16 protein-coding genes are annotated in these 13686 nt (G+C 62.0%); 12 read left to right on the top strand and 4 right to left on the bottom strand.

The features are described from left to right. The first annotated feature begins 43 nt into the window (after positions 1 to 43). The 3 genes from alaS (at position 44) to NKI72_RS26285 (ending at position 3568) form a co-directional block, all read left to right on the top strand. Complete coding sequence (gene alaS, locus NKI72_RS26275; protein ID WP_352851220.1) at positions 44 to 2710, top strand: alanine--tRNA ligase; 2667 nt, start codon at positions 44 to 46, stop codon at positions 2708 to 2710. A gap of 64 nt (positions 2711 to 2774) precedes the next feature. Continuing rightward, positions 2775 to 3155, top strand: a complete 381-nt coding sequence (locus tag NKI72_RS26280; RefSeq protein ID WP_352851215.1) for a PhzF family phenazine biosynthesis protein — start codon at positions 2775 to 2777, stop codon at positions 3153 to 3155. Next, positions 3092 to 3568, top strand: coding sequence for a PhzF family phenazine biosynthesis protein (locus NKI72_RS26285; protein ID WP_352851216.1), 477 nt, complete (start codon positions 3092 to 3094; stop codon positions 3566 to 3568). The genes NKI72_RS26280 and NKI72_RS26285 overlap by 64 nt, the downstream gene beginning before the upstream one ends. Before the next feature lie 134 nt (positions 3569 to 3702). Here the strand turns inward: NKI72_RS26285 and NKI72_RS26290 are convergent, their stop codons facing one another. From NKI72_RS26290 to NKI72_RS26300, 3 genes are read right to left on the bottom strand one after another with little or no spacing between them, the layout of a single operon-like run. Next, positions 3703 to 4284, bottom strand: a complete 582-nt coding sequence (locus NKI72_RS26290) for a demethoxyubiquinone hydroxylase family protein (protein ID WP_352819650.1) — start codon at positions 4282 to 4284, stop codon at positions 3703 to 3705. 15 nt (positions 4285 to 4299) lie between these two features. After that, positions 4300 to 4920, bottom strand: a complete 621-nt coding sequence (locus tag NKI72_RS26295) for a glutathione S-transferase family protein (protein WP_352614106.1) — start codon at positions 4918 to 4920, stop codon at positions 4300 to 4302. Positions 4921 to 4931: 11 nt separating this feature from the next. After that, entirely contained in the window at positions 4932 to 6143 is a 1212-nt protein-coding gene (locus NKI72_RS26300; protein WP_352449387.1) for an NADP-dependent isocitrate dehydrogenase, read from the bottom strand. Between the two features lie 206 nt (positions 6144 to 6349). Here NKI72_RS26300 and NKI72_RS26305 point away from each other — a divergent pair, with 206 nt between their 5' ends. The 5 genes from NKI72_RS26305 (at position 6350) to NKI72_RS26325 (ending at position 10053) form a co-directional block, all read left to right on the top strand. After that, positions 6350 to 7216, top strand: a complete 867-nt coding sequence (locus NKI72_RS26305) for an RNA methyltransferase (RefSeq protein WP_352766825.1) — start codon at positions 6350 to 6352, stop codon at positions 7214 to 7216. Between the two features lie 116 nt (positions 7217 to 7332). Continuing rightward, the gene (locus NKI72_RS26310; RefSeq protein WP_352745694.1) at positions 7333 to 8085 is read left to right on the top strand and encodes a hypothetical protein; all 753 of its coding nucleotides are present in this window, start codon (positions 7333 to 7335) and stop codon (positions 8083 to 8085) included. A gap of 106 nt (positions 8086 to 8191) precedes the next feature. Beyond that, positions 8192 to 8836, top strand: coding sequence for a DUF805 domain-containing protein (locus NKI72_RS26315; RefSeq protein ID WP_352836321.1), 645 nt, complete (start codon positions 8192 to 8194; stop codon positions 8834 to 8836). Between the two features lie 139 nt (positions 8837 to 8975). Continuing rightward, positions 8976 to 9788 (top strand): glutamate racemase, encoded by an 813-nt coding sequence (gene murI / locus NKI72_RS26320; protein ID WP_352851218.1) that lies wholly within the window; start codon positions 8976 to 8978, stop codon positions 9786 to 9788. A gap of 76 nt (positions 9789 to 9864) precedes the next feature. Beyond that, positions 9865 to 10053 carry a DUF3008 family protein gene (locus NKI72_RS26325; protein WP_023674705.1) on the top strand — a complete coding sequence of 63 codons (189 nt, stop codon included), beginning with the start codon at positions 9865 to 9867 and terminating at the stop codon, positions 10051 to 10053. Between the two features lie 90 nt (positions 10054 to 10143). Here NKI72_RS26325 and NKI72_RS26330 read toward each other — a convergent pair whose 3' ends face one another. Then, the gene (locus tag NKI72_RS26330; protein WP_023674706.1) at positions 10144 to 10356 is read right to left on the bottom strand and encodes a hypothetical protein; all 213 of its coding nucleotides are present in this window, start codon (positions 10354 to 10356) and stop codon (positions 10144 to 10146) included. 380 nt (positions 10357 to 10736) lie between these two features. Here NKI72_RS26330 and rpsD point away from each other — a divergent pair, with 380 nt between their 5' ends. The 4 genes from rpsD (at position 10737) to NKI72_RS26350 (ending at position 13670) form a co-directional block, all read left to right on the top strand. Further along, complete coding sequence (gene rpsD, locus NKI72_RS26335) at positions 10737 to 11354, top strand: 30S ribosomal protein S4 (protein ID WP_023717376.1); 618 nt, start codon at positions 10737 to 10739, stop codon at positions 11352 to 11354. A 154-nt stretch (positions 11355 to 11508) separates the two neighbouring features. Next, positions 11509 to 12396, top strand: a complete 888-nt coding sequence (ttcA, locus tag NKI72_RS26340; protein WP_352851219.1) for a tRNA 2-thiocytidine(32) synthetase TtcA — start codon at positions 11509 to 11511, stop codon at positions 12394 to 12396. Beyond that, positions 12386 to 13213 (top strand): inositol monophosphatase family protein, encoded by an 828-nt coding sequence (locus tag NKI72_RS26345; protein ID WP_352772761.1) that lies wholly within the window; start codon positions 12386 to 12388, stop codon positions 13211 to 13213. Before ttcA ends, NKI72_RS26345 begins: the two co-directional genes overlap by 11 nt. A gap of 49 nt (positions 13214 to 13262) precedes the next feature. Beyond that, entirely contained in the window at positions 13263 to 13670 is a 408-nt protein-coding gene (locus NKI72_RS26350) for a UCP034077 family protein (protein WP_352501584.1), read from the top strand. Positions 13671 to 13686 lie beyond the last annotated feature (16 nt).

The following is a 13686-nucleotide window of genomic DNA, read 5'->3' on the forward strand; positions in this document are numbered from 1 at the left end:
TTTTCCGCCGGCAGCCGGCGGTTCTCTCGAAAAGGCAGTATTCATGAGTGGCGTCAACGAGATCCGGTCGGCATTTCTCGACTATTTTCGCAAGGAAGGTCACGAGGTCGTCGCGTCAAGCCCGCTGGTGCCGCGCAACGACCCGACGCTGATGTTCACCAATGCCGGCATGGTGCAGTTCAAGAACGTTTTCACCGGTCTGGAGAAGCGGCCGTATTCGCGCGCCACGACCGCCCAGAAGAGTGTTCGCGCCGGCGGCAAGCACAACGACCTCGACAATGTCGGCTACACTGCGCGCCACCTGACCTTCTTCGAGATGCTCGGCAATTTCTCCTTCGGCGACTATTTCAAGGAGCGGGCCATAGAGCTTGCCTGGAACCTGATCACCAGGGAGTTCGGGCTGAAGAAGGACAAGCTGCTGGTCACCGTCTACCACACCGACGACGAGGCGGCTTCGTACTGGAAGAAGATCGCCGGCCTTTCGGACGATCGCATCATCCGCATCGCGACTTCGGACAATTTCTGGGCGATGGGTGACACCGGGCCTTGCGGGCCGTGTTCGGAGATATTCATCGACCGTGGCGAGCATATCTGGGGCGGCCCTCCCGGCAGCCCCGAGGAGGATGGCGACCGTTTCCTCGAATTCTGGAACCTGGTGTTCATGCAGTATGAACAGGTGACGAAGGACGAGCGCGTCGACCTGCCGCGTCCGTCGATCGACACAGGCATGGGTCTCGAGCGCATGGCATCTATCCTGCAAGGGGTTGAAAGCGTCTTCGAAACCGACCTGTTCCGCCACCTGATCGACGCTGCGTCTTCGGCGCTTGGCAAAGGTCCGGATGCGGGCACCGCCGCATCGTTCCGCGTCATCGCCGACCATTTGCGTTCGTCCTGCTTCCTGGTCGCCGACGGCGTGCTGCCGTCCAACGAAGGCCGCGGCTACGTGCTTCGTCGCATCATGCGCCGCGCCATGCGCCACGCGCAGTTGCTCGGCGCCCACGATCCGCTGATGTGGCGCCTGGTGCCGGCGCTGGTCCGCGAGATGGGCCAAGCCTACCCGGAACTGGTGCGCGGCGAACAGATGATCACCGAAACGCTGAAGCTTGAGGAAACTCGTTTCCGCAAGACGCTGGTGCGCGGCTTGGGCTTGCTTTCCGAGGCGACGGAAACGCTGGCCTCCGGCGACATGCTGGATGGCGAGACAGCGTTCAAGCTCTACGACACCTATGGCTTTCCGCTCGATCTGACGCAGGATGCGCTGCGCCAGCGCAACATCTCGGTCAACCTTGCCGGCTTCACCGAGGCGATGGAGCGGCAGAAGGCGGAGGCGCGCAAAAGCTGGGCTGGTTCCGGTGAGGCCGCAACCGAGACGATATGGTTCGCGGTGCGTGAGGAGACCGGCGCCACCGAATTCCTGGGTTATGAGACCGAGCAGGCCGAAGGCCTCGTCCAGGCGCTGGTCAGGGACGGCAAAACCGTCGACAGCGCCGGCAAGGGTGACGCCGTTGCCGTGGTTGTCAACCAGACGCCGTTCTATGGCGAGTCCGGTGGCCAGATGGGCGACACCGGCGTCATTTCGGGCGACGGGTTCTCGATCGAAATATCCGATACCCAGAAGAAGGCCGATGGGCTTTTCGTCCATCTCGGCAAGGTGGCTACCGGCACGGTCAAGACGGGCGCGACCGTCGAGCTGAAGGTGGACCACGCGCGGCGCACCAGGCTGCGCGCGAACCATTCCGCCACGCATCTGATCCATGAGGCGCTGCGCGAGGTGCTGGGTACCCATGTGGCGCAGAAGGGCTCGCTGGTCGCGCCCGAGCGTCTGCGCTTCGACATCTCCCACAACAAGCCGATCTCGCCTGACGAGCTCGAAGAGGTCGAGCGCATGGCAAACGAGATCGTCGTTCAGAACGGCCCTGTAACCACGCGGCTGATGTCTGTCGACGACGCCATTGCCGAAGGCGCCATGGCGCTGTTTGGCGAGAAATATGGCGATGAAGTGCGCGTCGTTTCGATGGGCACGGGCTTGCATGGCGCCAAGGCCAACCGGCCTTATTCGGTCGAGCTATGCGGCGGCACGCATGTCAGGGCGACCGGCGATATCGGCTTGGTGCGCATCCTGTCCGACAGCGCGGTCGCTGCCGGCGTTCGCCGCATCGAGGCGTTGACCGGCGAGGCGGCCAGAAAGCATCTCGACGAACAGGACAAGCGGCTGAAGGCGGCCGCCGCCGCGCTGAAGATTTCGCCGGCCGATGTGCCGGCCCGCGTCGAGGCGCTGCTCGACGAACGCAAGAAGCTCGAAAAGGAGCTGACAGAGGCGCGCAAGAAGCTGGCGCTGGGCGATCGCTCGCCAGCCGGTGTGCCGGCGGAAAACGAAACCATTGCCGGTGTCGGTTTTCTCGGCAAGGCGGTATCGGGCGTCTCGCCAAAGGATCTTAAGCCGTTGGCCGATGCCGGCAAGAAGTCGCTCGGCTCCGGCATCGTCGTCTTTGTCGGCGCCGGCGAGGACAACAAGGCAAGCGTCGTCGTCGCCGTCACCGATGATCTGACCGGCCGCTTCAGCGCCATCGATCTGGTGCGCGTCGCGTCCGCGGCATTGGGCGGGCAGGGCGGCGGCGGGCGACCCGATATGGCTCAGGCCGGCGGCCCGGACGCCTCGAAGGCCGAAGACGCGATCGCTGCGGTGAAGGCGGCTCTCGAAGCGGCGTGAACCTGCACCGGGGGCGGCACGGCCGAAATGGCGCGTCGCCCAGCGGATATCTTTGAGGGCCGATATGCCGACGCTGACGATGTATCAGGTCGATGCCTTTGCCGAACGGGGCTTCCAGGGTAACCCTGCCGCCGTTCTCCTTTTAGAGGAATGGCTGTCGGAGCAGGTAATGCAGGCCATCGCCAACGAAAACAATCTTGCTGAAACCGCGTTTGTGCGGCCGAATGGCAAAGGTTGGGATTTGCGCTGGTTCACGCCGGTCCACGAAGTCGACTTCTGCGGCCACGCCACTCTTGCGGCCGCCCATGTGCTGGCTACGGAATACAATGGTCAGGGCGAAATGGCCTTCGCCACCCGGGTCGGCGAGCTGCGGGTTTCCCGGTGGGAAGGGGCTATCAGCTCGATCTGCCTTGTTTTCCGCCGCAGCCCGTCGAGGAAGAGCTGAACTCGGCGCTGCAAGCGATATTGCCTCAGCGGCCGGTTGCGAGCTTCCGCAATTTCGAGAACCTGTTTGTCGAGCTTGCCGACGAGACAACCGTGCGATCTTTCGTTCCCGATCTGCTCAGGATCGGACGTTTTCATCCTCTCGGCCTGGTTATTACCGCGCCTGGGCGAGCCCACGATTTCGTCTCCCGTTACTTCGTGCCTGGGGCGGGCATTCCCGAGGATCCGGTAACCGGCTCCATTCATGCGACGCTGGTGCCTTACTGGTCTGAAAAACTCGGCAAGACGCATCTGTCGGCATTCCAATGCTCGCAGCGCGGCGGGCATTTGCTATGCGAACTGGCCGGAGATCGCGTGCTGATCACAGGCCGTGCGAAGACCTTCATGAAGGCGGAGATCTACCTTCCCGATTGAGCGGCTTGCCAATTCGGTGGCTGCTTCGCCTGAGCCAGGTGTCCAGATCACGGTATGGCGTTAGGGCCGGGCGGCGGCCCGATGGCGCAGGGCAGTGGCCCCAAAGAGGCGGCGCTAGAACGGCATAGCGCTCATCAGAGATGCCTTGATGCCTTCAGGGCACGCGTCATTCGCGTCGAGTCCCCCCAGGTCGACAGCCAAATCAGGCAGTCGGTGGTAACGGAGATCGCTGCGCGCAGGCGGTTCAGCAACGGTCCAGGCGAGGTCAGCTGCTCTTCGGCGTGACGGAGATGGGCAAGCTCTTCTTCGCGGATGGACAGGATGATGCCGTGCAACTCGTGATCGCGTCCGGTGAGAAAGAACAGCTGATCATCGAGATGGCGGTGCACCGCCGCTTCGACAGCTGCGGTGCAGGCCCAGACGCCTTGCGGGCCGAGCAGGGCAGTGAGGAAACCCAGCAGCCAGCCGCCCCAGCTCCAGAATTGCATCACGCGACACGGTCGGGAATTTCGCAGTGGCATGGCTGCATGGAAACACGCGCAATGGGTGCGCTCGTGCCCAAGCATCTCCGACAAAGACGGCACGCAGTCCGGCCAGAAACGCTTCGCGACAAGAATCTGTGCCGAATAGATTCTGATCGCGCCGTACTCGCCGGCGTGGTTGACTCTGACTATTCTGGCCACCGTCAGTGCGTCCTGGTGAGAGAGCTTGGCCATGAATGCGCTCGAGAGTTAAGTCAGCCTGCCGGCAACGCTCGCACGCGCCGCAATGCGGGTCCACCAATTCTGGATCTCGGCAAACTCGGCCAGCAGGGCTTGTCCCTCGGCGACCTTGACGAAATAGCCGATGATCGGTGCGGCGTGCAGGTCGGCCAGCGTCAGGTCCGTTCCCAACAGCCAAGGCCCTTCAGCTTTCAGCGAGGAGAGCGCCTGCAATGCCGTTCTTGCCTGCCGCAACCCGTTGGCGATCACGGCTTCGTCGGGCGGCGTTGTTTCCAGCCGCTCGACCGCGACATCCCAGACCATGGTCCTGTAGGCATAGGCGTCGAGCAGGCCGGTGATCTGGTTCATGCGTGCTCGAGGCCGGGCTTCGACCGGTTGCAGCGCCGGGCCGCCAAAGGCTTCGTCGACATAACGGGCAATCGCGCCGGTCTCGTAGAGGCGAAAGCCGTCATGTTCGAAGGCCGGGATGCGGCCGAACGGCTGGTGCTCGAAATACCAGCCGGGAATGCCGTCCGCGGCAAAGATGTCGACGGGCACGAGCTCGTAGCCGACGCCCTTTTCCTCCAGCACCAGCCGCACGATGCGCACATAGACGCTGTAATCCGCGCCGTAGACGACGGGCTTGCCCATGCCGGTTGGGCTCAGGCCATCGCTTTCTGCAAATTCTCGTCGATCTTATCGAGGAAGCCAGTGGTCGAAAGCCATGGCTGGTCGGGGCCGATCAGCAGCGACAGGTCCTTGGTCATGAAGCCGGACTCGACCGTCTGGATGCAGACCCTTTCCAGCGTCTCGGCAAAGCGCCTCAGTTCGGCATTGTCGTCGAGCTTGGCGCGGTGCGCGAGGCCGCGCGTCCAGGCAAAGATCGAGGCGATCGAATTGGTCGAGGTCTCCTCGCCCTTCTGGTGCTGGCGATAGTGGCGGGTGACGGTGCCGTGCGCGGCTTCCGCCTCGACGGTCTTGCCGTCCGGCGTCATCAGCACCGAGGTCATCAGGCCGAGCGAGCCGAAGCCTTGCGCCACCGTGTCGGACTGCACGTCGCCGTCATAATTCTTGCAGGCCCAGACATAGCCACCCGACCATTTCAGGCTCGAGGCCACCATGTCGTCGATCAGCCGGTGCTCGTACCAGAGCTTCTTAGCTTTGAATTCTGTTTCGAACTCCGCCTCGTAGACCTCCTGGAAGATGTCCTTGAAGCGGCCGTCATAGGCTTTGAGGATGGTGTTCTTGGTCGAGAGGTAGACGGGGTAATTACGCAGCAGGCCGTAGTTCAGGGAGGCGCGGGCGAATTCGCGGATCGATTCGTCGAGATTGTACATGGCCATGGCGACGCCGGCGCCGGGTGCGTCGAAGACGTCGTGCTCGATCACCTGGCCGTCCTCGCCGACGAATTTGATCGTCAGCTTGCCCTTGCCGGGGAAGCGGAAGTCGGTGGCGCGGTACTGGTCGCCGAAGGCGTGGCGGCCGACGATGATCGGCTTGGTCCAGCCGGGCACCAGCCGCGGCACGTTCTTCATGATGATCGGCTCGCGAAAGATGGTGCCGCCGAGGATGTTGCGGATGGTGCCGTTCGGCGACTTCCACATCTTCTTCAGCTTGAATTCCTCGACGCGCTGCTCGTCGGGCGTGATCGTCGCGCATTTCACGCCGACGCCGTATTTCTTGATGGCATTGGCCGAATCGATGGTCACCTGGTCGTTGGTGGCGTCGCGGTGCTCGATGCCGAGGTCGTAATATTCGAGCTTGAGGTCGAGATAAGGGTGGATCAGCTTGTCCTTGATGAACTGCCAGATGATGCGGGTCATCTCGTCGCCGTCGAGTTCGACGACCGGGTTCGCCACCTTGATCTTCGCCATGGAAAGAATGCCTCGCTTTTGGGGAACGGAACGGCCTTGCCCGCACGGCTGCCGGCCCTGGGATGCGGCCCGTATATCAAAGGCTTTTTGGCCGCGCAAACGGCGAACCGCGCCGTAGTGCCGGCATTCCTTGCGAAAGCTTCATTTTCGCCGCCAAATGTGGCAGGGGACTGCGAAATGCCGCAAACAGCAGTTCACTGACAACCATGGCCGCTACCCAGGATCCCGCCACCCCTCTTGCCTCCGGAACTCCAGCGTCCGGTCCGGCGATCATCCTGGTCGAGCCGCAGCTCGGCGAGAATATCGGCATGGTTGCGCGCGCCATGGCCAATTTCGGCCTTTCCGAGCTGCGGCTCGTCAATCCGCGCGACGGCTGGCCGAGCGAGAAGGCGCGTGCCGCCGCAAGCCGCGCCGACCACGTCATCGATGCCGTCAAGGTGTTCGATGACCTCGCTTCGGCGGTTGCCGATTTGAACTTCGTCTTCGCCACCACGGCGCGCGCGCGCGACAATTTCAAGCCGGTGCGCGGTCCGGTCGAGGCGGGCAGGGCAATGCGCGCGCGGCAGCGGGCCGGCCAGCGCACCGGCATCCTGTTCGGCCGCGAGCGCTTCGGCCTCTATAATGACGAGGTCGGCCTTGCCGACGAGATCGTCACCTTCCCCGTCGATCCAGCCTTCTCCTCGCTCAACATTGCCCAGGCGGCCCTGCTGATGTCCTATGAATGGATGAAGTCCGGCCTGGAAGACGAGACCAGGACCAACTTCTCCGGCCCCGAAATGCCGCCGGCTGCCAAGGAAGAATTGCACGGCCTGTTTGCGTATCTGGAAGGTGCACTGGAGGCGCGCGGCTATTTCCGCCCGGCAGCGAAGAAGCCGAAGATGGTCGACAATTTGCGCGCTGTGCTGACCCGCCCCGGCTTTGCCGAGCCGGAGCTCAAGGTGCTGCGCGGCATAATATCATCGCTGGACAGGTTCTCGCCGGCCATGCCGCGCGGCGACGGATCGCCCGGCGACGATCCAAGGCGGCTCCCGGCGGCGGCCCGGCGCGCTGGTAAGGCGACAGACAAAGACTAGGTGTTTGTTCCCAACGGGAGCGCATAAAAAGCAATTGCCATTGACTGCCAAGGCGGGTGTGCTTCTTCTGCTGGCGACGCCCTTAATCAGTGAGAGAGATCGTGCCCAGAGCTATCTTGCCCGCGTTTGTCTTATTCTGTCTGTTATCTGAAATGTCTGCGGCGTCGGAATTTGAAAAGCCATCGAGCACACTTCCCGCACAGCAAGCCATTGAAAGATTGTTACCCAATTCCGTGCTCCGCGTCGGAATGCCTAGACAAGAACTGGAGGAAGTTATCAGGTCACGCTATCCCGATTGGGAGCGTTCGGAAAAGAAACGAGCGCTCAACAACCGCAAGGACATGTCACTTTCACTGGAGGCTCGCTCTGCATATTTGCAGACCATCTCAATATCTCACGAAGAGAAAGAGCAGAACCTGATATTCAGATATAGGTTTGCGTTGACGTCGCCGCTAACCGGCAGCCACGTCTACTCGATAGTATACGGAGTCGAGTCAAATACCTCGAACCTGATTTCAATAGACGACTGGGCCAACGGTTTGCATTCAAGATGGGGCGATGAGCATGGTGGCACGCGATCTGATGCGAAGGCACGTGCGACGTATTTCTTCGACACGGAATGGCGCTTAGTTGAGAATGCTGGGAACAAGTGCGCCCCGATATATCCGGCACTCTATCGCCTAGATGAAAAAACCGTCGGTGCGATAGCTGCGGTATCAAGCCTTCTGGACGCAACGGGATGCACATTCAGTCGAGACAGCATTTTAGAGATCAAAGAAGGCGCAGTCGTTCAATCGACCTTCTACACCGTCGATTTTAGGCTTCAGGTGAACGACGTTTTGAAGCGGGTAGCATTTGGGCTTCAGTGAACAAAGCCGACTTTGTCAACGGCCCTAAGCTTCGAATCCCGCCACCTCACCAGTAACCGAATGTTATTCGATATGATCCATTGTCCGGCGAACGATGGGTCCTCGGATGTTCAATTCAAATATCGGGCGTCTTCGCTTTTTCTTCTATTCTGCGGCCTTGCTGGTTGCGGAAATCGTGACCTTTGTGCTGTGCGTCGTGCTGACCATCGGCATCGAGGGTTTGGCCAATTCGAAGCCCGGACCTTCCAGGGAAGGGCTGGCCGCGGCTGTTCTCGTTACCTCGCTGGTGATTGTTCTGTTCCGCGCGAATTTCGCCTGGCGTCGAAGCCGCGACGCGCAAGGGTCGGGTTGGATCCTTTGGTCGTATATCGTGTTCTCGACGCTGTTCGCGATCCTGCAGGCCGGCACTGTTCTTGTCGTAAAATTCGACGGCGAAGATTCGCATTCCGGCCTTAACCTGCTGGGATTGGCTCTTGTCGGGCTGTGGGCCGTCATCTTGGCGGGCAAGCCGGCGGGCGGTGGCTCTGCGGATATGGCGTCATCCCTGAGTTTCGACGATTTCGACCCGCCCGGGCCGCTGCGCGGCGCCGCCGCGCTCCATTCAGCGTCAGCCGCCGGCGCGACGGCCCTGGCTCCAGCCTACGCCACGCGGGCCGCGCCGGTGCCGTCGAACCACGCTGCATCTCAACCTGCATCTCCGGCGAACGGCCGGCCGCGGCCCGGCGGCTTCGGCAAGCGCGGCCTTGTGTGACCGGCTCGCCGCATCAAGGCCATGATGGTTCCACATAGAAGCGGCCGGGATAAAGCATCATTGGCCGAAGCAGAAAGCATCGGCCGGGCCTCCCTCGTGATCTCGTTTGTGATTCCCAGCCCTTAGTGACTCAATGACAATGACCGATCCATCGAGCGCCCGTCCGATCCTGATGTTCGATTCCGGCATTGGCGGCCTCACCGTGCTGCGTGAGGCGCGTGTCTTGATGCCTGATCGCCGCTTCATCTATGTCGCCGACGACGCGGCGTTCCCCTTCGGCGGCTGGGAGGAGCCGGCGCTGAGAACACATATCCTGGAGTTGTTCGCCAGGCTGCTCGACCGGTTTTCGCCGGCTATCTCGGTCATCGCCTGCAACACCGCCTCGACACTGGTCATCGATGCCTTGCGCGAGAGGTTTCCCGGCCACCCTTTCGTCGGCACCGTGCCGGCCATCAAGCCGGCGGCGGAACGCACGCGCTCAGGCCTGGTTTCGGTGCTGGCTACGCCCGGCACCGTCAAGCGCCAGTACACGCGCGACCTGATCAGCAAATGGGCGCAGAAATGCCATGTCCGCCTGGTCGGCAGCGACAGGCTGGCGGGATTGGCCGAAGCCTATATGCGCGATGGCTTTGTCGACGAGGACGCCGTGCGCGCCGAGATCGCGCCGTGCTTCGTCGAGCATGACGGGCTGCGCACCGACATCGTCGTGCTTGCCTGCACCCATTATCCGTTTTTGGCCAACCGCATGCGCAAGACAGCACCGTGGCCGGTCGACGGGCTCGCCCCGGCCGAGGCGATCGCACGCCGGGCGCTGTCGCTGCTTGCCGATACCGAGGCCCGCTATCGCAGAGAGGCACTGCCGGAAGGCGCCGACCTTGCATTCTTCACCTCGAACAGCGCCGATTTTCCGACGCGCCGGCTGATGCAGGGATTTGGCCTGGCGATATCCTGATCGCAGGCAATTTTCGCTTTGGGAACATCACACCGGACAATGCGTTTTCCTCTCATTGGAAACGGGAGAAACCATCATGCCAGCCACCTCAAAAGCCCAGCAGAAAGCGGCCGGCGCGGCATTGTCAGCCAAGCGCGGCGAGACCAAGAAGGGCGCGCTCAAAGGCGCGTCGAAGGGAATGTATAAATCCATGAGCGAAAAACAGCTCGAGGAATTCGCCGAGACCAAGCGCAAGGGCCTGCCGGAAAAGAAGTCGAAACACTGATCGACTGGCCATTCTGACGGCGGATGCCGGTCAATAAAAGGCCCGCGGCTGAGCCGCGGGCCATGAAGTCTCAACGGGCGAGGACGAAAATTACCAGTTCCAGCCCCACCCGCAGCGCCGCACTTTGTAGCGGATCACCTTGCGATGACCGTGGCGCCACACCACCTTCTTCTTGACCACGATGCGGCAGACCTGGTGATGCCTGTGCCCATGCCAATGCCGGGCCTGCGCCGGCTCGGGCGCGACCGCCATCGTGCCGGCCATCACCGCGGCTCCTACCAACGTAAGGAAGAACTTCTTCATGCGAATTCCAGCTCCTCTGACTTCAGTCCCTTCCTGATGCCGCTGGCGCAACCTCCCGCCACATCCGGCACGTTCTACAACCGTAACACTATCCGGTTCGGCGATTCGCGCCAGCCGGAAGCTTGACAGCGGTTAAATCTCCGTTTAACCAGCCCACCAACACCGGGCCGCAATGCCCGGTGGTTTTCTTTATGTGTGCAAGACGTTTGGGAAGCCGGTTTTACTTTCCTTATGTCTTGCTTGAAATGACGTGTCCCGTGGGTTTTCCGTCGCGTTGCGTGGAAAACCCTGTCAGGTCTCGAAAACGGAGGCCAGAGGAGGGCGCGTTTCCTTCACCCGGACCATGAGGTTCCGGGTGTGTTGTTTTGAAAGGGAATGCGATGAGCAAGCGCGAATCCGCGAAGTACAAGATCGACCGCCGTCTTGGCGAAAACATCTGGGGCCGCCCGAAGTCCCCGGTCAACAAGCGTGAATACGGCCCCGGCCAGCATGGCCAGCGCCGCAAGGGCAAGCTTTCCGATTTCGGCCTGCAGCTGCGCGCCAAGCAGAAGCTGAAGGGCCACTATGGCGACGTTTCGGAAAAGCAGTTCCGCAAGGTCTATGAAGAGGCGGACCGCCGCAAGGGCGACACCTCGGAGAACCTGATCGGCCTGCTCGAATCGCGCCTCGACGCGGTCGTCTACCGCGCCAAGTTCGTGCCGACCATCTTTGCGGCGCGCCAGTTCGTCAATCACGGCCACGTCAACGTCAACGGCAAGCGCGTCAACATCGGCTCGTACCGCTGCAAGCCAGGCGACGTCATCGAAGTGCGCGAGAAGTCGAAGCAGCTGGTCATCGTGCTGGAATCGGTGGGGCTGGCCGAGCGCGACGTGCCCGATTACATCGAGGCCGATCACAATAAGATGACCGCGGCATTCACGCGCATCCCCGGCCTGGCGGACGTTCCGTTTGCCGTGCAGATGGAACCGAACCTGGTCGTCGAATTCTATTCGCGCTGATCGGCGCGTTCGTCGCGATACAATCGAAGGCCGCCCGTCGAGGCGGCCTTTTCTTTTTTCGTTTCCTTTTCCGCGGCGTGATTCCGAAATCGATTTCGGTTTTCGGTCCGATGCGCTACTGCGGGCGGCAACAGGATCTTGGGGCCGACGCGCCATGAATATGCTGCCAGACGCCGAAACACTCGAACCGGTCGCCGATACCGAAGGCGGCTTTCATCCGCTGTTTGCCGATGTGCCGTCCTCCGTCGAGTTCAATAAGCTGCGCAAGCGGCTGTTGCGGCTTGCCCGCCAGGCGATCGACGATTTCGCCATGGTGAGGCCCGGCGACCGTTGGCTGGTCGCTCTGTCGGGCGGCAAGGATTCCTACGGCCTGCTCGCCGTGCTGCTTGATCTCAAATGGCGCGGGCTGCTGCCGGTCGAGCTGTTGGCCTGCAATCTCGACCAGGGCCAGCCGAACTTTCCCAAGCACATATTGCCCGATTATCTCGACAGCTATGCCATTCCGCATCGCATCGAATATCAGGACAGCTATTCGGTGGTCACCGACAAGCTGGCCGAGGGCAGCACCTATTGCTCGCTGTGCTCGCGGCTGCGGCGCGGCCATCTCTATCGCATTGCCCGCGAGGAGGGCTGCTCGGCGCTGGTGCTCGGTCATCACCGCGAGGACATACTGGAAACCTTTTTCATGAACCTGTTCCATGGCGGACGCCTCGCCGCCATGCCGCCGAAGCTGCTCAACGACGAAGGCGATGTCATGGTGCTGCGGCCGCTCGCCTATTGTGCGGAAGCCGATCTCGAGAAATTCGCCGGCGCCATGAAATTCCCGATCATTCCGTGTGATCTGTGCGGTAGCCAGGAAGGCCTGCAGCGCAACGCCATGAAGGCGATGCTCGACGACATCGAGAAGCGCATGCCCGGCCGCAAGGACACGATGATCCGCGCCATGACCAATGTGCGGCGTTCGCATCTGCTCGACAGGAAACTGTTCGATTTCGCCGCCCTCAACGAAACCCTCACCACCAGGCGTCCCGATGACATTTGACGATAGCGCGATCGACTGGCTTGCCGACCTTCTGTCGGAAGCCGCCGTCGCCGAGATCATGCCGCGCTTTCGCCGGTTGAGCGAGGGCGACGTCCGTCGCAAGACCTCGGCCGCCGATCTCGTCACCGAGGCCGACGTCAATGCCGAACGGCTCATCACCGCCAGGCTGCGCCAGCGTTATCCCCACGCAATGATCGTCGGCGAGGAGGCCTGCTCAGACGACCCGACGCTGCTCGACGGTCTCGGCGATGCCGAACTCGCCTTCGTCATCGACCCGGTCGACGGCACCTTCAACTTCGCCTCCGGCGTGCCGCTTTTCGGCGTCATGCTTGGCGTCGTGATCAAGGGCGAGACGGTCGCCGGCATCATCCACGATCCCGTCGGCAAGGATTGGCTGATCGGCGTTAGTGGCGCCGGCAGCCATATCCGCCATGCCCATGGCAATCTGGAAAAGGTCCATGTCGCCAAACCGGCGCCGATGTCGGAAATGACCGGTGCGGTCTCATGGCACTACGTGCCCGAGCCGGACCGCTCACGTTTGGCGCGCAACCAGACCAAGTCGCTATCGCAGTTCAATTATCGCTGCGCCGCCCACGAATACCGCCTGCTGGCCAGCGGCCACGGCCATTTCGTCGTCTACAACAAGCTGATGCCCTGGGATCACCTGCCTGGCGTGCTGATCCATGCGGAGGCGGGCGGCCATGCCGCGCGCTTCGACGGCAGCGCCTATCTGCCGTCGCATGTCGGAGGTGGCCTGCTGGTCGCGCCGGACCGGGAGAGCTGGCGGGAGCTGCGCCGCGAGCTCTGGGCGGAATAACTCTTCGCTGCCAAAGTTGTCCAATCCTGTGCGAAACCGGAGACCTCGAATGAAACCTCGGTCCGCAATTGTTGCAACCGCCTTTGCCCTTGCCTTGGTTGCCGGTGTCAATGAAGCAAGCGCTGGGGAACGCGCATGTCGCAGTCCCGACTCCGTCGACACCATAGACGAGATGTTCTCCGCGATCTTCGCCTGTTGGAAGCCGCCGCCCGGAACCGCGGGCATGACCCTGACGCTGCAGTTCTCAATTCGCCGAAACGGCACGCTTATCGGCAAGCCGCGCGCCACTTACTCCCATCTAGGGGACGATGGTCCGCTCAATCGGGCCTTCGTGGCTTCCGTCCTCGAGGCGCTCGACAAGGCTCTTCCACTGCCCGTTTCGGACAGTATGGGTGGAGCAATCGCAGGACGTACGCTGTTCCCCCGCTTCACCGCGGTCAGTGAGGGTGCATCCTAGGCGCACGCGCAATGTG

It is taken from the genome of Mesorhizobium sp. M0437, from assembly GCF_040321335.1.
In the GTDB taxonomy this organism is placed as follows: domain Bacteria; phylum Pseudomonadota; class Alphaproteobacteria; order Rhizobiales; family Rhizobiaceae; genus Mesorhizobium.

Bases quoted from the DNA above. Each gene is read 5' to 3' on its own strand.
- alaS (WP_352851220.1), top strand. From the start codon at position 44: ATGAGTGGCGTCAACGAGATCCGGTCGGCATTTCTCGACTATTTTCGC.
- NKI72_RS26280 (WP_352851215.1), top strand. From the start codon at position 2,775: ATGCCGACGCTGACGATGTATCAGGTCGATGCCTTTGCCGAACGGGGC.
- NKI72_RS26290 (WP_352819650.1), bottom strand. From the start codon at position 4,284: ATGGCCAAGCTCTCTCACCAGGACGCACTGACGGTGGCCAGAATAGTC.
- NKI72_RS26295 (WP_352614106.1), bottom strand. From the start codon at position 4,920: ATGGGCAAGCCCGTCGTCTACGGCGCGGATTACAGCGTCTATGTGCGC.
- NKI72_RS26300 (WP_352449387.1), bottom strand. From the start codon at position 6,143: ATGGCGAAGATCAAGGTGGCGAACCCGGTCGTCGAACTCGACGGCGAC.
- NKI72_RS26305 (WP_352766825.1), top strand. From the start codon at position 6,350: ATGGCCGCTACCCAGGATCCCGCCACCCCTCTTGCCTCCGGAACTCCA.
- NKI72_RS26315 (WP_352836321.1), top strand. From the start codon at position 8,192: ATGTTCAATTCAAATATCGGGCGTCTTCGCTTTTTCTTCTATTCTGCG.
- murI (WP_352851218.1), top strand. From the start codon at position 8,976: ATGACCGATCCATCGAGCGCCCGTCCGATCCTGATGTTCGATTCCGGC.
- NKI72_RS26325 (WP_023674705.1), top strand. From the start codon at position 9,865: ATGCCAGCCACCTCAAAAGCCCAGCAGAAAGCGGCCGGCGCGGCATTG.
- NKI72_RS26330 (WP_023674706.1), bottom strand. From the start codon at position 10,356: ATGAAGAAGTTCTTCCTTACGTTGGTAGGAGCCGCGGTGATGGCCGGC.
- rpsD (WP_023717376.1), top strand. From the start codon at position 10,737: ATGAGCAAGCGCGAATCCGCGAAGTACAAGATCGACCGCCGTCTTGGC.
- ttcA (WP_352851219.1), top strand. From the start codon at position 11,509: ATGAATATGCTGCCAGACGCCGAAACACTCGAACCGGTCGCCGATACC.
- NKI72_RS26345 (WP_352772761.1), top strand. From the start codon at position 12,386: ATGACATTTGACGATAGCGCGATCGACTGGCTTGCCGACCTTCTGTCG.
- NKI72_RS26350 (WP_352501584.1), top strand. From the start codon at position 13,263: ATGAAACCTCGGTCCGCAATTGTTGCAACCGCCTTTGCCCTTGCCTTG.